Origin of the sequence: Pelosinus fermentans JBW45 (assembly GCF_000271665.2) — a bacterium.
Taxonomy (GTDB): domain Bacteria; phylum Bacillota; class Negativicutes; order DSM-13327; family DSM-13327; genus Pelosinus; species Pelosinus baikalensis.
In genome coordinates this window covers 1817174-1835973 of record NZ_CP010978.1, presented here as the reverse complement: position 1 = coordinate 1835973, position 18800 = coordinate 1817174, and the positions used below count along the sequence as shown (strand labels likewise).

24 protein-coding genes are annotated in these 18800 nt (G+C 39.6%); 1 reads left to right on the top strand and 23 read right to left on the bottom strand.

The genetic code is table 11. The features are described from left to right. Positions 1–45 precede the first annotated feature (45 nt). From JBW_RS07760 to JBW_RS07660, 22 genes are all read right to left on the bottom strand, one after another. Entirely contained in the window at positions 46–1614 is a 1569-nt protein-coding gene (locus JBW_RS07760) for a hypothetical protein (RefSeq protein ID WP_007959704.1), read from the bottom strand. 91 nt (positions 1615–1705) lie between these two features. After that, positions 1706–3100 carry a hypothetical protein gene (locus JBW_RS07755; RefSeq protein WP_007959702.1) on the bottom strand — a complete coding sequence of 465 codons (1395 nt, stop codon included), beginning with the start codon at positions 3098–3100 and terminating at the stop codon, positions 1706–1708. Further along, the gene (locus JBW_RS07750; RefSeq protein WP_007959691.1) at positions 3097–3663 is read right to left on the bottom strand and encodes a hypothetical protein; all 567 of its coding nucleotides are present in this window, start codon (positions 3661–3663) and stop codon (positions 3097–3099) included. The genes JBW_RS07755 and JBW_RS07750 overlap by 4 nt, the downstream gene beginning before the upstream one ends. A gap of 21 nt (positions 3664–3684) precedes the next feature. Continuing rightward, entirely contained in the window at positions 3685–3891 is a 207-nt protein-coding gene (locus tag JBW_RS07745) for a hypothetical protein (protein ID WP_007959689.1), read from the bottom strand. Between the two features lie 289 nt (positions 3892–4180). Then, positions 4181–4531: a hypothetical protein gene (locus JBW_RS07740; RefSeq protein WP_007959685.1), complete on the bottom strand. Its 351-nt coding sequence runs from the start codon at positions 4529–4531 to the stop codon at positions 4181–4183. Positions 4532–4685: 154 nt separating this feature from the next. After that, positions 4686–5234, bottom strand: a complete 549-nt coding sequence (locus JBW_RS07735) for a DUF1492 domain-containing protein (RefSeq protein WP_007959682.1) — start codon at positions 5232–5234, stop codon at positions 4686–4688. Positions 5235–5240: 6 nt separating this feature from the next. Continuing rightward, positions 5241–5627 (bottom strand): hypothetical protein, encoded by a 387-nt coding sequence (locus JBW_RS07730; protein WP_007959680.1) that lies wholly within the window; start codon positions 5625–5627, stop codon positions 5241–5243. A 361-nt stretch (positions 5628–5988) separates the two neighbouring features. Further along, the gene (locus JBW_RS07725; protein ID WP_007959677.1) at positions 5989–8844 is read right to left on the bottom strand and encodes a DUF927 domain-containing protein; all 2856 of its coding nucleotides are present in this window, start codon (positions 8842–8844) and stop codon (positions 5989–5991) included. A 16-nt stretch (positions 8845–8860) separates the two neighbouring features. Continuing rightward, complete coding sequence (locus JBW_RS07720; protein ID WP_007959676.1) at positions 8861–10063, bottom strand: ATP-dependent DNA helicase; 1203 nt, start codon at positions 10061–10063, stop codon at positions 8861–8863. Continuing rightward, positions 10060–10233 (bottom strand): hypothetical protein, encoded by a 174-nt coding sequence (locus tag JBW_RS24940; RefSeq protein WP_007959674.1) that lies wholly within the window; start codon positions 10231–10233, stop codon positions 10060–10062. Before JBW_RS24940 ends, JBW_RS07720 begins: the two co-directional genes overlap by 4 nt. A 21-nt stretch (positions 10234–10254) precedes the next feature. Beyond that, positions 10255–10698: a VRR-NUC domain-containing protein gene (locus tag JBW_RS07715; protein WP_007959673.1), complete on the bottom strand. Its 444-nt coding sequence runs from the start codon at positions 10696–10698 to the stop codon at positions 10255–10257. Then, positions 10695–10898, bottom strand: a complete 204-nt coding sequence (locus JBW_RS07710) for a hypothetical protein (RefSeq protein WP_007959672.1) — start codon at positions 10896–10898, stop codon at positions 10695–10697. Before JBW_RS07710 ends, JBW_RS07715 begins: the two co-directional genes overlap by 4 nt. Beyond that, positions 10891–11166 carry a hypothetical protein gene (locus tag JBW_RS07705; RefSeq protein ID WP_007959671.1) on the bottom strand — a complete coding sequence of 92 codons (276 nt, stop codon included), beginning with the start codon at positions 11164–11166 and terminating at the stop codon, positions 10891–10893. The genes JBW_RS07710 and JBW_RS07705 overlap by 8 nt, the downstream gene beginning before the upstream one ends. A 6-nt stretch (positions 11167–11172) precedes the next feature. Beyond that, on the bottom strand, positions 11173–12516 hold the full coding sequence (locus JBW_RS07700; protein ID WP_007959670.1) for a ParB/RepB/Spo0J family partition protein: 1344 nt from the start codon (positions 12514–12516) through the stop codon (positions 11173–11175). Between the two features lie 7 nt (positions 12517–12523). Then, positions 12524–13906: a DEAD/DEAH box helicase gene (locus JBW_RS07695; protein ID WP_007959669.1), complete on the bottom strand. Its 1383-nt coding sequence runs from the start codon at positions 13904–13906 to the stop codon at positions 12524–12526. A 71-nt stretch (positions 13907–13977) separates the two neighbouring features. Continuing rightward, entirely contained in the window at positions 13978–14652 is a 675-nt protein-coding gene (locus JBW_RS23750; RefSeq protein WP_007959668.1) for a single-stranded DNA-binding protein, read from the bottom strand. Then, complete coding sequence (locus tag JBW_RS07685) at positions 14652–15308, bottom strand: ERF family protein (protein WP_007959667.1); 657 nt, start codon at positions 15306–15308, stop codon at positions 14652–14654. Before JBW_RS07685 ends, JBW_RS23750 begins: the two co-directional genes overlap by 1 nt. After that, entirely contained in the window at positions 15309–15578 is a 270-nt protein-coding gene (locus JBW_RS07680; protein ID WP_007959666.1) for a hypothetical protein, read from the bottom strand. 11 nt (positions 15579–15589) lie between these two features. Next, positions 15590–16096 carry a siphovirus Gp157 family protein gene (locus JBW_RS07675; RefSeq protein WP_007959663.1) on the bottom strand — a complete coding sequence of 169 codons (507 nt, stop codon included), beginning with the start codon at positions 16094–16096 and terminating at the stop codon, positions 15590–15592. Next, on the bottom strand, positions 16096–17193 hold the full coding sequence (locus tag JBW_RS07670) for a DUF1351 domain-containing protein (RefSeq protein ID WP_007959660.1): 1098 nt from the start codon (positions 17191–17193) through the stop codon (positions 16096–16098). The genes JBW_RS07675 and JBW_RS07670 overlap by 1 nt, the downstream gene beginning before the upstream one ends. Continuing rightward, on the bottom strand, positions 17186–17395 hold the full coding sequence (locus JBW_RS07665; RefSeq protein ID WP_036681746.1) for a hypothetical protein: 210 nt from the start codon (positions 17393–17395) through the stop codon (positions 17186–17188). The genes JBW_RS07670 and JBW_RS07665 overlap by 8 nt, the downstream gene beginning before the upstream one ends. Positions 17396–17484: 89 nt before the next feature. Further along, complete coding sequence (locus JBW_RS07660; protein ID WP_007959657.1) at positions 17485–17793, bottom strand: LysM peptidoglycan-binding domain-containing protein; 309 nt, start codon at positions 17791–17793, stop codon at positions 17485–17487. 242 nt (positions 17794–18035) lie between these two features. Here JBW_RS07660 and JBW_RS07655 point away from each other — a divergent pair, with 242 nt between their 5' ends. Next, positions 18036–18281 (top strand): hypothetical protein, encoded by a 246-nt coding sequence (locus JBW_RS07655; RefSeq protein ID WP_007959656.1) that lies wholly within the window; start codon positions 18036–18038, stop codon positions 18279–18281. Positions 18282–18486: 205 nt separating this feature from the next. Here the strand turns inward: JBW_RS07655 and JBW_RS07650 are convergent, their stop codons facing one another. Next, positions 18487–18798 carry a hypothetical protein gene (locus tag JBW_RS07650; RefSeq protein ID WP_007959654.1) on the bottom strand — a complete coding sequence of 104 codons (312 nt, stop codon included), beginning with the start codon at positions 18796–18798 and terminating at the stop codon, positions 18487–18489. Between the last annotated feature and the right edge of the window lie 2 nt (positions 18799–18800).

Below are 18800 nucleotides of genomic sequence, written 5' to 3'. Positions count from 1 at the left end.
ACCTCATCAATAAAAGCTTGCTTAAGTAGCACCTTCACCGCCCATTTAAGCAACTTGTGTCGTAGTTGCTGGTACAGGTGTTTGATTCGTTGCATTCGCCTCACCCCCTAAACCGATAACCTTTTCTTGCGCTGCCAGCAAGGACTTAGCTATTTCTTCTGTCATACCAAAAAACGCCTGCATCATTATTACAGCCGCTTCAGGAGCTATTGCTTTACTTGCCACCGCCGTTAATATCTCTACAGCAGATGTAACGGAATCACCATCAAATTTATAAGTCTCATCCTTGGCCGTTGCATCGATATCATCAACAACAGCGTCAAATTCATCTTCGGGCAAATCATTTAAGTACACATCAACAGCCTTTTTCTTAACTGCTGTATTAAACCGGCCGCCAATGTTAAGGTCAAGTGCCTTGCCAACACCATCTAATTCACTAACAATATCAACAATACCAAAATCATCAGAGTACTTGGATTGATAATAAACCTCTGCTTTGGTCCATAATCCAAATAACTCCGCTATGCCATATTCAGCAGCTTCACAATTATTTGCAAAATCAGCTAGTGTCTGATTGGTCTGCTCAAAGTCCCAGGATTTAGCCACCCCAGACGCTTTGGTTTCAACGCCTGTAACGTGGGATTGTTGCGCCATGCGGTATATCTCTTGGACGAGTTCCTTGCGTTCTAAGCGTAGCTGCTCCAGAGGCGCACTGTCAGGAGATATATAAGCAGGCGAGTTACTTACGGTACCATCGTAACAAACAGCATTCTCGGTACCAGTAAGCATTTCCTTGACTTTGTCTTGATCTGCGCTAGGCCCCATCGGATAGGTAAGGATGCTAAATGTCTGCTTGGTAATAATCTCATCAATTTCAGAACAGAGGTTATAGATCCGCTTATTTGTCTTAGCAATACTATAAAACTCAGATTGAGGCTTTAATTCTCCTGGATCTGCCTCAGCGCCAAGCAACACAACGACAGGCACTTTATGAATCAAATTAGGACCTGTTTTCTCAGTGGTATCTTGACCGCTACATTTCCAGGTTGATTGCGTCCACGTCCAAACCTCTTTCGACTTCCCATTGCTGCCAGAATTATCTCCTGCAATGGTGTAGGTTATGCTTGTAAGCGCACCCGCTTTGTTTACGGTGTAGTCAGTCACCTGGTGAGGTTTAACGATATACGCATACGGAAATGCTCTCGTTTTCAACACCTCCGCCATTGATCCAGGCTGATCACTGACATTATCAACAACAATAAAAGCCGCTCCGTGTAGCTTTGCTATACGTGCAGCTCTCTTCATGAACTTAGGTAGTTTCGTTTTAACCGTATCAACATTTTCATAAAACAAAGAAAACAGATTCGAACCATTGTTTTCTTTACGCCCGCCCCAGTCTCTAGATGCATCTGTGCGAAATATAGGGTTTACATGCGAGTCAATAACAGGTTTCACATAGTTTAGATAATAGCTTAGCTGTTTACGAACATTATAATTGTCAACTGACTCGCGTGGACGTTTAACAATGTATTCGCCATCCTTAAAACCGCCTGTGGCATAGTAGGAATCTTCCAAGAATCTATAATCAGGATTTGCGATTAAATCTACAATCAATGTGCTGTCCCTCCTTTCTATTTTTATCCTAAAATTTTACATGTCAATATTCGATAACTGGTTCTTATTGGACGTTGAGAAAAGTTATTTTTTACATCTGGAATGCCATATTCATAGTCGGTGGTACGTATATCGCCAACGCCAATGCATCACCTAAATCTGGTGATTTTAAGCCGCGTTTTTTCATTTCCTCTTTACGCTCTAGTTCAATATCACCATCAGAGTTCACTCTGTATTTACGGTTACTAAGTTGGCTAATTTGAGAATTGTTATACCAAAGAGTCAGTTTGTTATATCTCAATAACTCTCTGATCGTGCCCCACATCATGCCTGTACTGTTAGAGTACCGCACAGGATCGGAAGTAAACAACTTACCACCAGCCCCGCCAAAATGACCTTCAATCACTGTTACATGTGTCATGTTCCGCTGCTTAACAACTTCTTTAACCCTGTCATATACACCAACGCCAAGACCATCACAGTCAACACGTACTGACATTGGGATACGTCCGTATTTATCCGTATATCGATCAAGCATTTGAATGACACGCCCTGCCAGTTGCATCGTGTCGTTGTGGTTATATATTTCTGGTTCTTGCTGATGCTGGCGATTAAACACAGGACATAATACGGATTGATCATCACCAAATCTTGCAACATCAACCCCAATATCAATCCTGTGTGGTTTAATTATTAACAGCTTTTTAACGCTGTTACGCTCTACCCAATCGAGAGGTATAAAGCTATCTGGCATAGCCTTGGGGAAATTACCCTCGACACGTACACGAAATACATCGCTATCCTCACCAAACATATCAATGATCATTTTAATATATTCTTTGGTTACCCTCGGTGAATTGCGACCATCTACGTGGAAGGGGTTATAAATCTCTCTATTGTCATTGTGACTGTCGTAAAACCAGCCTGCAAGGTTTGTAGGATTACCACACGCCAATAGCCTGGCTCCTGCAGTCGATAGCGAACCCAAAACAGGTTCAAAAATCTTATCAGCAACGCCGGACGCTTCGTCTATGATATAAAGAATGTGGTCAGCATGGAATCCTTGCAAAGCGTCTGGTTTAACCGCTGTACGAGGAACTGCGAACCACTCTTCTCTATGTGCCTTATGATAAAATCGTTCGTCTGTCCACTCGAACAAGTCGCCGTCAGCCGATTGACGATTCCATTTATTTAGTTCTGCCCAAAGAATATCATGCAGTTGGTGCCTTGTTGGAGCCGTACAGGGTATTTTGGGAAACGGGCGGGAGTACATAAACCACTTAACAGTCCACGATTCAAGAGCGGATTTTCCAATACCATGACCGGATCTGACAGAAGTTAGCTGGTTATTGGCAACGCTTAGTAATATTTCCGCTTGGATATCGTCAGGCGTTACCCCAACTACTTCTTTAACATAGTCAAGGATATTATCAGCATAATACGTAATAACATGAGGCTGTAGCAGTATGGGTTCAACGCTAATCATCGGTTAGCCCATGCATCTTGCACACGTTTAGCATGATCTTTGATTACGCTATTATTTTCAACGTCTTCTACTTTATCCAGTCCCTCTGCAATCCGCTGGCCCTTTTGTATTCTCTCAAGAGCTGCAGTTAAATAGTTTAATCCTTGACGGTCAATAATACCGCTGACAATATCTTTCGTTTCTTCCTCAACGATCACTTCCTTGGATGGTTTCTTGGCAGCAGGATCATAGGTAATCGTTTTAGTTTTAACTTTATTAGTAACAATATAATTTTCTAGCTGCTCGACTGCTTTTTCTATTTTATCAGCCAGCTTATCCGATATATTAAGTATCCTTGCATTGCGGTCAGATTCTTTCTCAGCAATCTTCTCAATTGTTTTAGTCACAATTTTTGTGACTTTAGTGCGACTTGTTTGTGACTTTTCAACTTGCCACTTACTAGCCTTGCGCCTTAGAACGTCATAATTAATACTCTCCTTCTCGGCAAAGTCTCTGAGATTCTTATAGCTACCACTTAAATACTTAGCTTTAATTTTGTCCCAATCATATTTTTCTCGTGCCATCACCTCACCTACTATCTTATTTTATATTTTACCAACATGATTACTCACCCACTTACCATTGCTTTTACGGCAATTCGGATTATCTACCCGCATAAGGTCTTTATAGTTATCACGCCTATCTTTAAACGTACGACACAAACGATTCACATAGTAAACGACTGTAGCACCACACAGCAGTTTATCTGGATCGTTATATTCACAGAGTTTATTGTTACAGCGTAGTTGCATGTGTGGTGTACACCTCCTTGGTTTTAGGTATAAAAGAAAACCGCCCTATTCGGACGGTTAGCTGTGCGACATACTTATTTTTAGAAAGCAGAATTTTTAAAGTCTACTAGCAATGCGCATTCCCATGATTACTAGGGCTAATAATACACCGCCCTTTATAACTTCCCAATGTTGTCCCAAGTTTTCTATCATATTTGCATCACCTTTCCTTAATCTAAATTTTTATATACTTAAATTCGGCAAAAGGCAACATTTTCCTCTAAGATTTGACTGAGTAATACTTGTGATATCAATCTTTGATAATTGTAGCTTCTAAATATTCTTCTAGATGTGGTAATTCAACTGGCGAATATAAGAATGTAGTTCCATTATTCGATTGCTTGATTATTATTATAAAAAATGCATTTGCATAATCTACGTCAGGAAGTCCCGAAACATAAACCCTCCCGTCTCCTTCCCATAAAGTATGCTTACGAAAACATTCTTTAGCTGTTTCTACTAATTTTAATATAGTTTGCTTCGCTCCCTCTACTTGTTCGACCCAAACTTCTTTCTCGACATCTGTAATAATCTGTTCAAGTGTCTTGAAAGGAACAAAATAATCTATTGGCGGCATTTCATAAATATACGCTTTCTCCATTTACACCATCTCCTCATTATCATTTTCTACACATTTCGATAAAAAGGTAAAAAGTTCCTCTATTTACATATAGCAAAACCGCCTACATATGTAGGCGGTTTCGATTCGTTATATTTATTTCATATTACCATATTATCACGGCAGAAATCCTACGTCAATTTCCTCTTTGTCGCATTGCTGAAAGCCCGTCAGCCCCGAATATTAAAGCACTTAACATCTCTGAACTCTCGCGGTTGTCTCGATAATAGGTGCTTCTGTCAATATTTTCGGCTTCACATATGTCAGCAATTTTAACTTTATCAAAATAATTGGCATGTAAGATTCTATATCTTCTTTCATCCTCCGCTTTACCTGAAGTCTCACAATAAATTTTATACAATTTTAACATTGCTTCCACATGGGCCATGATAGTAATCGTTCTTATTGTGCTGCTCTTAATAGATTCTATATATTCTTCTTTAGTGCATTCACCTAAAGATTCTAATATTTCTACTGGCTTTTCAGTAGATTCCGAGCTCCTACTATAAATAGCCTTGTCGCAATATTCTTTTAAGGATGTATAATGCTTCAGAAGCATACGCGTATTCCATAGCCTAGTGGTATATTGCGTTTTTTTCTGTTCTTGCCATTTTTTATCCCAAGCTTCTAAAGCTGCCTTTGCTCCTGCTTCACCTGCTATTTTTGCAATCTGTTCTTTGTTCATATTTTATCACTTCCTCGTATTCATGTAGTTTTCATAAAACATTCGTAGTTGTTTCAGCGACTCAATTAATATATTTGAGTATGGCAGCAAGTATTTTCGTTCGGCATTATACTGCTCAACGTTTTTCCAACCCTGCTGACCATTCGGATCTATGATTGGCTGAATAATAAATCCATACTGATTGTCTATAATAAACCTAGCTCCTGTTGCTCTTATGATTTCAAGCTGTTTGGCTAGTTCTCGGTTATGTCTATCAGTGATGATAAATAATTCTAGCCATAACCAGCTGTCATTAGGGGAATATTCGTAGCTGTCTTTGTATGAGTAACCTAGATCACTTCCAATAGGCGGAGGTGGTGTAGGTTGTTTTTGTACGTAATCGTATATTTCCATGAAGTTTTACCTCCTATTTTTTATTAAGGTAGTTCAAGTTGCGTCAAAGTTGGTTCACTAGTTAGTTCACTTAAACCTAGGTAAAACGTGGCTCCATGACAATTGAACTAACTGAACTAACCATTTCAGGGGGTATATATATATTATTATTATAAATATTATTTTTTCATAAATGTCCACTGCTAAAATACATTTATAATCAATGTCCATATTTAAGAAAAATAAAATCTATAACGTATCATCTATCTATATAAGTTAGTTCAGTTAGTTCAATATATAGTAAAGGCACGTTTTTACTAGGTTAATAGTGAACTAACTTATGAACTAACCACGAACTAACTTAATAATTTAGATAGTTACTTTATTCCTCTTTAATCTTTATCACCCACGGCTGAACACGGTTTATTCTTTTACCTCTTACTGCAAAGGTTCGCTTCTCACCAACTCTTGTTATTGGTATCCTGCCTAAGTCAGCCCACTTGCGGAATATTTTATCCGGACTAAAACCCTGTTCTTTCATGGCCTTTGCAAGTTCTGTTTTCAGGATACAAATATAATCATCTTCAATGTATCCCAATATTGGCATTGCACTTTTTATATTCAGCGCAAACCTTCCATTATTCGCGGCAATCCATCCCAGCATCCATTGCCAAGCCCGTTCAGACTCATCGGCATCACCGTTATTAATCAGGTGATTTTCAATTATGTACTCCGCGGTCTGTAATGCTCCACGGCTAGCAGTATCCTTATCCTCGCCAAAAACGTACATACTAGATAGTTGATCCCCTAAAGCAGTATGCGAAATAGCATCGATATGAGAGTCTATTTTTTCAGGGTATTTTTGTTTTAATACCATGCGTAATTTTTGATAAATATCTCTTATTTCAACATGGTTAGCGGTCAATATATGAGATAAAAATATTCTTCCTGCATGGCCGTAATGCTGTTCCATGACACCATATAAGTAACTGGCAAACTCTTGATTATTAACAAACGGTCCCCCATTAATTTCAATTATACGAGTAATAATACCGCCTTTGGAATTATCCTTAACAATCGGTGATTCAGCGTTAGTAATCATGATCGTACGCCAGGAAGATGACTGCTGCAGTCCTTTAATGGTACCCCGCTGCTTGCCTCTGCCCTCGGTGATCATATAAATTGTCTTATTCTCAAACTCTGCCCTTCGATGTTCATCTAAGGTTTCTAACTCGCTGACACATAGGGGAAGATCTGAGCATAATGCAGACATCCTCTCTATACCTGTTTCGCTCGAACTGGCCAATATTTTAATTGTACTTGGTTTACCCCAAACAGATAACGCTGCATATTGTGCTGCAGACTTTCCATCCCTGGAGTCACCCCAATTATGAATACCGAAGATCCGCTGACCTGTTATTTTTAATAGTGGAGCTGCAAAGGAAGCTGCTAATATAAACCTAGCTTTAGGATTTTTCCGTAATTCACCCATAGCCTGCAGCCAGGCGCCATGATCCCCTGCAATGGAATACCCGTCAATTACTGATTGTGGGGCGATATCATCCGTATCTAATACATAATTATTGCTCATGCCTGGACAAATAAACTCCGTATCGTTGTTACGCCAGCCAAATTTTGAGACTCCTACCCGATCAGGGATTACTTGAGAATTAGCAGCTTCAAGTTCCGATAGCCATTTTGTAAGTATTTTAGCTGTATCTGAGGTAACCACCAATCCTGAATCAGCCAGGCACATGATTTTCTTGGAATCGAAAATCGTTGATTTCGGTAAAATCACATTACGCCAGTTGCCTCTGTGAGTTTTAAATGATAAGGAAGCTTTCTCCTGATTGGTATCGATATTACTGATTCGCTCATTGATGATAATAGGGGCATAAGTAGCTTTATTATAGGTAACGTTACCTTGATCATTGACCTTACACGCTGCGACGCCATCATTTTTGAATACCCATGCTGCATATTGTGAGGGGTTACCTGGTAACATTAAATTAATAGGTACGTCTGGTACCGTTTGGGATAGCCAGCGGACGCCATTCGAATCCCCTGCTGGAATAGTTTCACCCTGACCGCCTTCAATGACGGAAAATCCAGCAGCTTCACGCTTATATTTGCCAAGTTCTTTTTTTAATGACGCTTTATTTCCGCTATATCTATGTAAAAAATCATCGAAAAACAATGGTTCTTTTTGTTGTACTAAAGCCAATGCACCCAATATTTCAGAATTATTAACATTTTCCGGTGTTGGCATAATGATATTTTTTATCTTAGCTATAGCCTGAGGCACAACTCCCAGGGACCAACCACAGGGGGCAGCAATACCGCAACCTCCTGAAGGGCAACCTTTAAAACCAACACTGGTACAGATGTATTCACAATTCTGAGGGTTCATATTCGTCAAGCATTCATTAATTTTTTCATCACTGATTTTATAACTATAATTTTCAGCCTGTGACAGAATTTTATGAGCTACCTCTACGCCATCTACCGCACGAACAATATTCGTAATCGCTGCTAGTTTTTCGTTATAGGATAGGTTTTTAAAATTAAGTTGTACATGCTGCATAAAAGCACAATTATTCAGCATATGTACCGCTGGACCATCAGTAGGTCTGCGCTCAAATGAATGAGGTCGATCAGCAGTATTAATTGGTTTTTCTGCAATAATCTCTGACAATAACCATGCAGGACACTCTGATACGGTCACTTCATCCGGTCGTGAGCTGCACTCCCATATATAATCACCTTCTGGCACTACAGATGGAGCTGCCACGATATAACCACCATTACCACGGGTATCTAAACCATTCCCCAACCTACCAGTGCTATTTGAAATATTAGTACCAGCAGGATATTTAAAAATGATATGCCTTCCACCTGTGGGGGTGATTGCCTCTACCGTGTCTGGTATTAAGCCTCCGTGATCGTCTAATAACTCTTTAAGGGATTCGTTGCCGTCTATCCCTTTTGCCTCATTGGTACCGTGTTTTGGTCCATCTACATCTAGAACAAATATTCCGGACTTTTCACCTGTTGCAATTCCGATATTCGCATTTGGCCATTTAGACCACCATTGAGCAATTATACTTGGATCAATAGTGGCCTCATGTTGCCATTCTTTTATCTTGGGCGGGAATTTACTATTTTCGGTGAGAGGAATCACATGCCAACCCATTCCTGCATAATATAAGGCTGCTTGTCTTATTTTTGAAAGTTCCATATGTCACCCACCTTAATTACCTTAACCAAATTAATTTTTTAGCCGCTCTCGTTACTCCCGTATATCTCCATCGTGCTTGCTGCGTCGGATCATTCCGATCTAGCCAACTATCATCATATAAAACAACATTGTCCCACTCACTCCCCTGGGAAGCGTGGCAGGTAATGCAATACCCATACTGCAGTATGATTCCTTTCAACGCATTGCGCCGCTGCTGATCGTTTTCCCATAAGGCTAAAGGATTATATTTCAATTCTGTAAACTCAGCCGTATCTTCAAATATGGGCCTTAGATTTAATTGATTCGAGGAAAACATAAAACCATCTGGCTTCCAGGGTAATTTACTTATAACTTGTTTTTCTTCTACGAGAGTTACGTATCCGATCAATCCATTTACTAGCGCTGTTGGCAGTCTGCCATCAACTAAAAGAGTATCCCAGCTATTGCGTCTGCAGATCATTTTGTCACCTACGACGGGCAAATCACCAGTAAAGCCAAAATACTGCCTGGCTTGATGATTGACGGCGTTAACTGTCGCATTTCTGGCAGCTATAAACTGATCTGCCCATTTAAATATTTCAAGATTGCTGAATAGGTCAGTTTTTGACATTTGCCAAATGCAATCAGGATAACTTTCATCTTCCTTAAGGGGTTTGCCCTTTCGGATCTTCTCAGCCAGGTAAGCAATTGGACTCCCTTCATCCTGGCGCATGATTTCCTCGAGCGTTACGTCCGGATTAATTAATAGTTCCGATTCTTTACCTTGCACCGGTGGGAGCTGAAACGGATCTCCCACTGCAATAATGGGGATATCGAAACTTAATAAATCATTGAGTATTTTTGTATCGATCATGGAAGCTTCATCCACCATGATTATTGTTGGTTTAGGCTCTAATTTTTCTTTTAATTTGGTCTTATATTTAACCCTGTAAAAAACTTTTCCGTCCTCTTCACAACGTGTTTCCTCTGGAATAGTTTCATATATTAGACGGTGAATCGTAGTTGCTGGCATTCCTCGTTGCTGCATAACCAGAGCAGCTTTACCGGTGTAGGCACAAAATGCAATTTTATTTTCAGCCAGCTCAGCCGATACCATGGAAGATAAATAAGTTTTTCCGGTACCAGCATAGCCGGCTATTTTAAATATCTGCTCGTTACCGTCTAGCCACCATTTTTTCGCGCGGTCAAAACCTACTTGCTGCATTCGGTTTAGAGTCATGACTGGCCATCCTTAAACGCTGGACCAGACACACAATCCTGATCAATATATCTTGGTCCTTGCCCATCTTCATAGCATTTATTAACATATTTGCATACCTGGCAGTGTTCAAATTGAACTTTAATAACTCTACCGTTTGTATTAATTAGTACATTTTGTTTGATTGACATTACCATTCGTCTCCTTTCGTTTTAACTCCTTAAAATATTTATTGCATCCTCTAAACTCCGTGCCACCCCTGCTCTGGCGCCTAAGCGTTGCATTTGATCGATAAAATTTAATTGGTCCTTAGTTGGTCTACCTGTCAACGTTTTAATTTCAAGAAAACCTGTCCTGGCAAATTGTTGGCCAACCATTTCTGGCGTGATTACAATTGGCGTAATTACCAGCAGGTCAGAAAAGCCTTTCGGTAAACCTGTATTAAACGGTCTTGGATTTATAATTTTTATGGATCGATCAGGATTTTTTATAATTTTATCACCAGTATAAGCTTGGCCAACATTTGCTCTAAAGCAGGTACCTAGATTATTTTCAGATATGCCGATACGGATTAAGTTTTGTATGTCGTGCTCTGACATTTTTCCAGTAAAATTAATAATATCTTTGGTTGTTACCCATGGATTACAATCACTCATGGGTTCACCTCTACACCATCAAAATCAATAACGATATTGCCATGGGTTAAAACATTTACTGCATAGATTTTCTTAATTTTTATTGTTCTGTTTAAATCAGTGACTGCATTGGTGGTTTGTAATACTCCACCGACTTTAATTATGTCGTGGGGGGTATCTTTTTTTATGAAATAGCTGAAGTCTGGACATACTTTACTCATGAGTTTTTACGCCCCTCCCCAGCAGTTTTTCTTTATCTAATATTGTATTAACAACCTCAATATCAGCGACTATAATAAACGCTTGAGCCCCGTAAGGTTGTATAGGTCTTAACAATTTTTCAGCATCTGAATCACTGACGGATACCTTGACATATGCAGGCCTACGTTTACCGTTAGCCATAGATATCTGCATCATATTAGCATTAACGTTATATAATCTTGTTCCATTAGTTGCAATAATTTCCTTAACTAAATCCCATGTTTTCATCCCTATTCACTCCTCCAAGCTGATTAATAATTTATGTGTTCCGTCGCGTAGTGATTGCTCTTCTTCAGATATCCCATATCCAAGCTTTTCAAGGAAGTCATAAACCGTGTTTAATGTTTCATTGTTATCATGATGATTATTCCAGTCATAATAGTGTTCTCGTTCTGAATCAAGTATTAAATAGGTCGCAGTTAGAAGGTGACGTTCCGGCTGAGTAACAACTTGATCCTTAATATTATCAAAATTCAAGTCGTTTTCTTCATCTTCTTTTATTTCAATGTTGACAAATTGGGCGAATTCTTCGGCGTCGGGAGTACAATTATCACCTAACATCGCCCGCAATGAATATTCAATTATGACACTCATGTTCTTTTTTGCTTTGGCATTTGATATTTCTTTAATAAAACTACCTCTAAGCTGGTATGCCCGTTTTGATATTTCATCTAAGGCAGCGCGGCGATTGTCACGCTCTCTTTGTTTTTCAAGCCATACTGGATCTTTTTGAGATGAAGCGCCCTGGTTGGCATTATCATCTTTTTTGTATAAGGTTATAGCGCCATAATTCTGTATCTGAAAAAAATACTCTACAGTATCAGTATCATCCGGTGTAGCAATTTCTGGATTTTGCGACGGATAATACGATTTAATATGCTGTAATCCGTTACCACTTTCAATTCTCTTTGCGAATTTTTCAAGTTCCGCTATTATTAATGCTTCATTTTTATCGTTCTTTTCCTTATTAAGGGCGTTCTGCAACTCCCACTTAAAATTAGATGTTCCGATTTTATCAAGAACTTTGTTCCTCAGGCTGATATCCTGAATTTTTTCCAGTTCTGCATACTCCATTAAATTGGCCCCGCGTTCAACTGATTGCCGAAACTTTTCTTTGTCAAGCTCCAGGAGTTTTACTCTACGGCGAACGGTGGTTTCTGAAAAACCAGTGTCTTTAGATATGTCATTGATAGATTCGCCCAAATCCAGCATCATTTGAAAACCTTGTGCTTGTTCATATACAGTAAGGTCATTTCGTTGCATGTTTTCAAGCAGCATAGTTGCAATCTGTTTGCGATAACTCATATTTGATATTGCGCATGGTACCTCTGCTAATCCGGCAAGCTTTGCAGCCGCAAGCCGGCGATGGCCAATAACAACGATATATCCCATTTCTTCTTGCTGTTTAGGATTATCTGCACCGACACCAGTGATTTTTGAAAACCACGGCACAACTGTAAGGTTCTGAAAAATCCCATTGCTCTTAATGCTATCTGCAAGTTCGGTAAGGTCTCCAAGTTCTTTACGAGGATTGTCATAATGGGAATGAATTTTTGAAATTTCTATGTTTTGAATCATAATTTTATCAAATGCCTCCTACACCAAACGGTATTTTCTTAACTTCGCACATTTTCTTAACCCAATTCGGATTATATCCCCTAACCATGGCAATTTGCTCTAAAGTAACCACGTTTCTTGCCCTGCCGACTTCCATCTTCTTTTCTTTTTTCTGGATTTCTAATATCTCGGTGAGCTCTCCAGCTTTTTCTTCCGGTTCGGCTTTTTCAGCAACCTGGTACACGTGACCACAACCTGGACATGCTGGAGCTGGTGTATGAGCGTAATAACATTTAGGGCAAATTTTCATTGATATTTCTCTGGATACGGTTTTCTTCTTTTTTCTTTCCAAGGACCATTCACGATCTTCATCAGGTAAACCATGACGGTATACGTTGCCAACATGGTCAATAATGGTAGCTACCTTATTGGGATTACTTTTATCAGGACGCATAGGCCTCATGGCTTGCTGTATGTATAGCGTGAGTGATTGTGTAGGCCTGGCTAAAATAACAGCCTCCATTGCCGGCACATCAAAACCCTCAGAAATAAGGTCCACGTTACAAAGTATTTTTATTTTTCCTAGCTTAAAATCATTAATGGCAGCCTTGCGAACAATATCTTTTGTTTCACCATCGATGTGAATCGCAGGAATCCCTGCAAGGCGAAACATGTCTGCAGTGTGTTGGCTATGCTCAATACTCACACAATAACAAACGGCTCTTGCACCAGGTGCGAGTTTTTTATATTGAGCGATTAGATCACCGATAATTTCCGATTTATCCATACATAAAGCAACTTCTGACTGCACATAATCACCGTATTTTACCTGTAAGTCTGAGAAATCAATTGCCACTGGTGGAGAGTAGTATCGATACGGTGATAAGTTACCCCAGGATATTAATTCCTTCACTGATGGTCCCATGATCAAAGATTTAAAGATATCACCCAAGCCTTGACCGCCCATCCTAGCTGGTGTCGCTGTAAGTCCGATTACATATGCCTCAGGGTAAAAGGCAAGTAACTTGCGCCAAGTACCAGCTGTAGCATGATGAGCCTCATCTAGGATAATTACTTGGGGTGTATTGATTTTATTGATACGTCGTATCACTGACTGTATGCTGGCAATTTGAATTTTCTCTGACACATTCATGGGATAGCCAGCAGCAATGATTCCATGACTAACTCCTAGTGCCTGAAACGTTTCTGATGATTGGTCAATAAGTTCTTGACGATGAACCGCAAATAAAACATTATTTCCTTTTAATTTTGCTTGCGCGCTCATCCATGCCATAATAACTGTCTTACCTGCTCCACAAGGAGCAACTATACACGTACGGTGATTGCCATTTTGGAATTCTATACGAGCGCCATCAATAAGCAATTCTTGGTATTCACGAAGTTTAAACACTAAATTCCCTCCCTATAGGGGTAAAAATAACCCGCCTAGAGCTAACCAGACGGGCTATAAAATTATAAAATTTAGAATGGTACGTCTCTATTTGGATCCCAACCAGGTGGATACTGCTGCTGCCCCTGCTGTTGAGGTTGTTGTGGTGACCACGGCGCTGGCTGTTGAGGTTGGGCGGTATATCCCTGGGGCGCTGGTTGCTGTGGTGGTTGATTATATGAATGCTGTGGTGGAGCCGGTGGTTGTGGAGTCTGCCCACCGTATTGAGGTCCAGGCTGTTGCTGATATCCTCCTGGTGGTACCGGTGCAGCTCCATAGCCTTGTTGTGGTGGATATCCCTGGGGTGGTTGGTTATTGTACTGAGGCGGTGCTCCATATCCTTGCTGGGGAGGTTGATTATACTGTGGAGGTCCTGATTGTGGAGACTGTCCACTTGTTGGCGCTGCTTCAACAAAATTCATAGTGGAAACAATGCAATTCCATCCTGTTTTTTGAGCACCTTGATTATCAGTCCATTTTTCTTCTTCCATACGACCATTTACAATCAAACGGTGTCCTTTTTGGCAAGAGTTGTTTATTAATTCAGCAGTTTTGCCAAATGCTGTACATCTGAAGAAACTAGCTTTAGTATCCTGACCGCTACCATGATTATCTGCTAGTGAAAACTTGGAAATTGCCTTATTATCATTTGTTGCTTTTACCTCTGGATTATCTGTTAAACGTCCGAAAATTGTAATGTTATTCATTATTGTTGTCCCCCTAATTTTTGTTGTGCATAGCTCTGAAACTCCATCATGAGTGCGTAACATTCTTCAAAGGTTAATTGTGCTGGTGACCTGTTATACCTTTGTTGGATATACCCTGCCACTCCATTAGGGTCCCATCCAGCATTGGTCCATGCCGCCATGATTTCTAATTCATTAGCAGGAAAACCGTAGTTTTGAACTGGTGTAAACTGCTGCTTATCAGTGCTTGGATCAGCCTCTGGATCATTGCCTATAGATACATTCAGAAGTTTGCACCATAGATTTTTACTAGCTTGTGTTTGAGCTTTAGCAACAGCCTTATCTCCTGAATCGGTACCGCCACCTTCGCCAAAGACTGTACAAAACTCGCCTGAAGCTATATCAACGATTTGCAATGTCAGCCTTACACGAATGCGGTTCCATATAGCACCTTTTTGCGTTGTATAATTTGCATCAGAGATCGTTTCAAACTCTGGTAAAGCAATCAATCCTAATTTAATTAAAGATGGTTGGATTTTATCCATGACAGCCTCAGAACTCAGGTACTTATACCTTAGTTCTTTGCTATCCACATCTTTTTGCATGTATGGATTTTCTTCCATGAGCGCATGAATTTTACTTGCTATGTTGATTCCTGAAAATTTGGACTCCATCATTTACGCTCCTTTCCTCTCCATGTAGGCACGAAACTTCTGATTAAATTCTTCTTCAGTACAAATACCATGCCTAATATTCTGTTCTTTATAGTTCCACCAGCCATTTACATAGCTATGATAGATTTCTTTTAAAGCCTGAACATACTCTTCCTTGGTGGCTACCGAAGGAAAGACGTCCTCTTGCTTAACGTCAAAGCCATTGTTCCGTAGGAATCTCTCTTGATCACACAGTTGGCGTAAATCACCTTGATTTAGTAAATAACGTGCCATGTTTAACACTCCTAACCTATCCTTAAATGTTTACCAACTTCATACCTAACACCAGGTACTTTTAATCCAATATTTAAATCTTGATAGAGCCGGTCATTATTGGGTATTTCCTGCTGTGGAATAATATCGATATACTTTGCTGGTACAATGTTGGGATCATCAACAATCACTGATCCACGGCTGTTATTTTGTAGCCTTGCATTAAACACACCAATCTTTACCCTGGCCAATCCAGCAGCTTCAAGACAACCTTTCAGATATGCTTTGACCGATTTCACTCGATTATCGATTGCCTTTTTAGATTCAGTAAGGCGTTTAATTTCTTCCTCATAGGCTGGAATTTCTGATTCCCAATTTTTAACCATTCGAATAATGGCAGCTGTTTTTTCTTCAATATCCATTAATTGAGTACTGCCTTCGAGTGTATCAATTACAGTTTGTTGATCAAGGTTTTCCATATCTTCAAGTTGCTCTGCGAGCAGGCGATATTCTTCCGCTAATTCATATAATTTGGGCATTAAAAATCACTCCTTCTTGCTTGACTAATGATTTCATACGATATTCCCTGACTAGACATAAATGCTTTTAACGCGCCAGCCTGAGGAATAGTAACACCTGGTAATTTTAGAATTACATCATATTGAGTTTCTCGCGTAGTTGGTGGCATTGGAGGCATTGGACGTGACGCTGGTGGTAATGGTGGTATATGAAAGGATGCTGGATTTAATATTTCATTTGGATAACGAATTTCAGTAGCTTCCCATTCGGGGCAAGGATCTGTGTCCTCAACCTCTTTACCGTAGTTAGGGAAACCTATACTATTATCATCAGGATGGTGCACATGATCTAATACTGGCGGTGATAACTCCACCTTAGGAGCAGCAGCCTTCGCTTCCATTTCAGCACGCTTTTGACATTCCGCTAAAATGATCCCAGGAATAGCAGCTAGTTCTGCATTAACGATTAAATGAGCAATATCGCTTGATGTAACAGGTGTTTTTAATCCCATTGAGTGCGCAGAACATACTGCCACAATCATTTCCTCTTTTTGCCGTTGCAGTTCCAAAGCTTCATCGTTACGACGTTGAGTTTCCAGCATTGAATTAATTTCAGCTACAATCTCTTTTTTCACAGTGGAAACTCTTGCTGTACGTTTTGTCCACTGTGAGGAAATAGTGATTTTGAAATACTCATCACGGACGCCCATGTCTGTGGCCGTGGTTTGAGCAAAAAGTTTAAATTCAGCTTCCTTTTTAGCAACACGGTCACTTTCATATTCAAGGATTTGCTTCTTAAGTGGAGTTTCTGCTTTTTCGATCAGCTGCAGCAGCTCTTTAATTTCCCCCTCGAAAACCTTGTACGGTTCATCCATTTTCTTTTTGACTTCTTTGCGAAAACCATCAATTTTAGTTCTGATTGATGAAATTTCTTTCTGCGTGGATTCCATATCTTTGAGGTTTTCCTCAGTAACAACTAGACCAACATATTTTTCAATATGACTGTTAAGGTTTTGCTTGATATCAGCAAAGTTCCAAACAAATTTATGTTCATTGGAGATAATTTTTAATTCAGTAATGTTGCTGGATTTTTCGATTTCAGTAACATTTTCAGACATCGTCTTCCTCCTTGGCATACTCAATTACTACAGGAATATTTGCTGCAATTTTAACCAGCAATCCATTATCACTGTCATAACAATGAATCTCCTGCGTATCTTGATTTTGAATAATATCATCAATCATCACATCATTGACCGTGTGGCCAACTGTATATTTTTCGCCTATTACAGTGGCGACAGTTACAGATTGAATTCTCATTAAACACCCTCCTTGACCGCAACTACGCGGTATGATACAATTTTTGTAACTTATTTTTTCTAAGGGCACCTCTGCAAAGGTGTCTTTTTTCATTTCCAATAATTAATTTGGAGTTCATCACCTGGGTAAATTAACGAATTTGGTCTATTGGCAAATACCGTTTCATAATTCAGCTCAATGATTCCATGATAATATTCACGAATGTCGCGTGGACCATATTTGTTTTTCGCCATATATGTTTCTGCTATGGTCCATAAGGTATCACCTGGTTGTACTATGTATGTTTCCGTGACCAGCATTCCCTTCGGCTCTGCATTACCACAACTTGCAAGAGTGCCAATCAGTATACCGATTAAAACGACTGTAAATAGTACGTCTTTCTGTCGACGTGTGAACAAATCATCACCTCCTTATACCAGCACAGGCTGCTAACCCGTTCATTTTTCTGGTATGACTTGCAATCATGCGCTGCACCTCTGCAGTAGGATCTCGACCGTAAATTACTTTCAGATTGTGGACCACCTTCCTTTCGTAGTAATACTGCATTCTGGCTACGTAATTGCGGGACAAGTATTTTTCACCCCTTATATAGGAAATTTATGGTTTTTGTCGAAATATCACCTTGAAGGAGGTGATATTTATGAGTTCTGTGAAACAATCTACATTACTTGATATTATTTCGATGTCAAGAGATACTAAAAAATATTTGCGTTTTTTGACGGCATTCGGATTAATAACAGGCCATATTGATGATAGTGTAGAGCCAACAAACGATGCCATAGCACTTAGAGATGTAATGATTCATACAGCACATCTATCATCATACGAATCAGTGAAAACATTGACTGTTTTCTCTGATCAAATAATTGCTGCATATCTATACTAATGATTAAATCTTTCTGTAAAATATTGCTTTAGGCTGATCTATATGTTGCCGCTTAAGGTCAGCCACTTCTTTTTCTAACTGAATCACGCGATATTTTAAATTCATTTTATTTTTCACCTCCTACGCATAGTATCTGATGTATACGCATATACTAGGCTGGGAAGGTCTGCAAGGTTTTCGCTGATAAAAAAATGTATCATTCTTTTTATTTGGCTTTCTTCATTGCCAATCTTACTGAATCAGGCGGACGGCCCTTATATTTACGATCAATTACTGGTTTTGTTTCGGATTTTACTATTTTAATAGGAACTGGCATTGACACTGCTATTTCTGTAGCCGACTGCTGCGCATATTGCTTTAGGACAGCAAGCGCAGATTCTACGTGGATACGTACGTGGCATCTACCTGTATTTATGTACGGGAGCTGCCCTTGTTTTACCATAGAACGTATTAAGTGTTCTGGTAGCTCCACACGCTTCGCAAACTTGGATGGTGTTTCAAAAATCGGATTCTCCATTC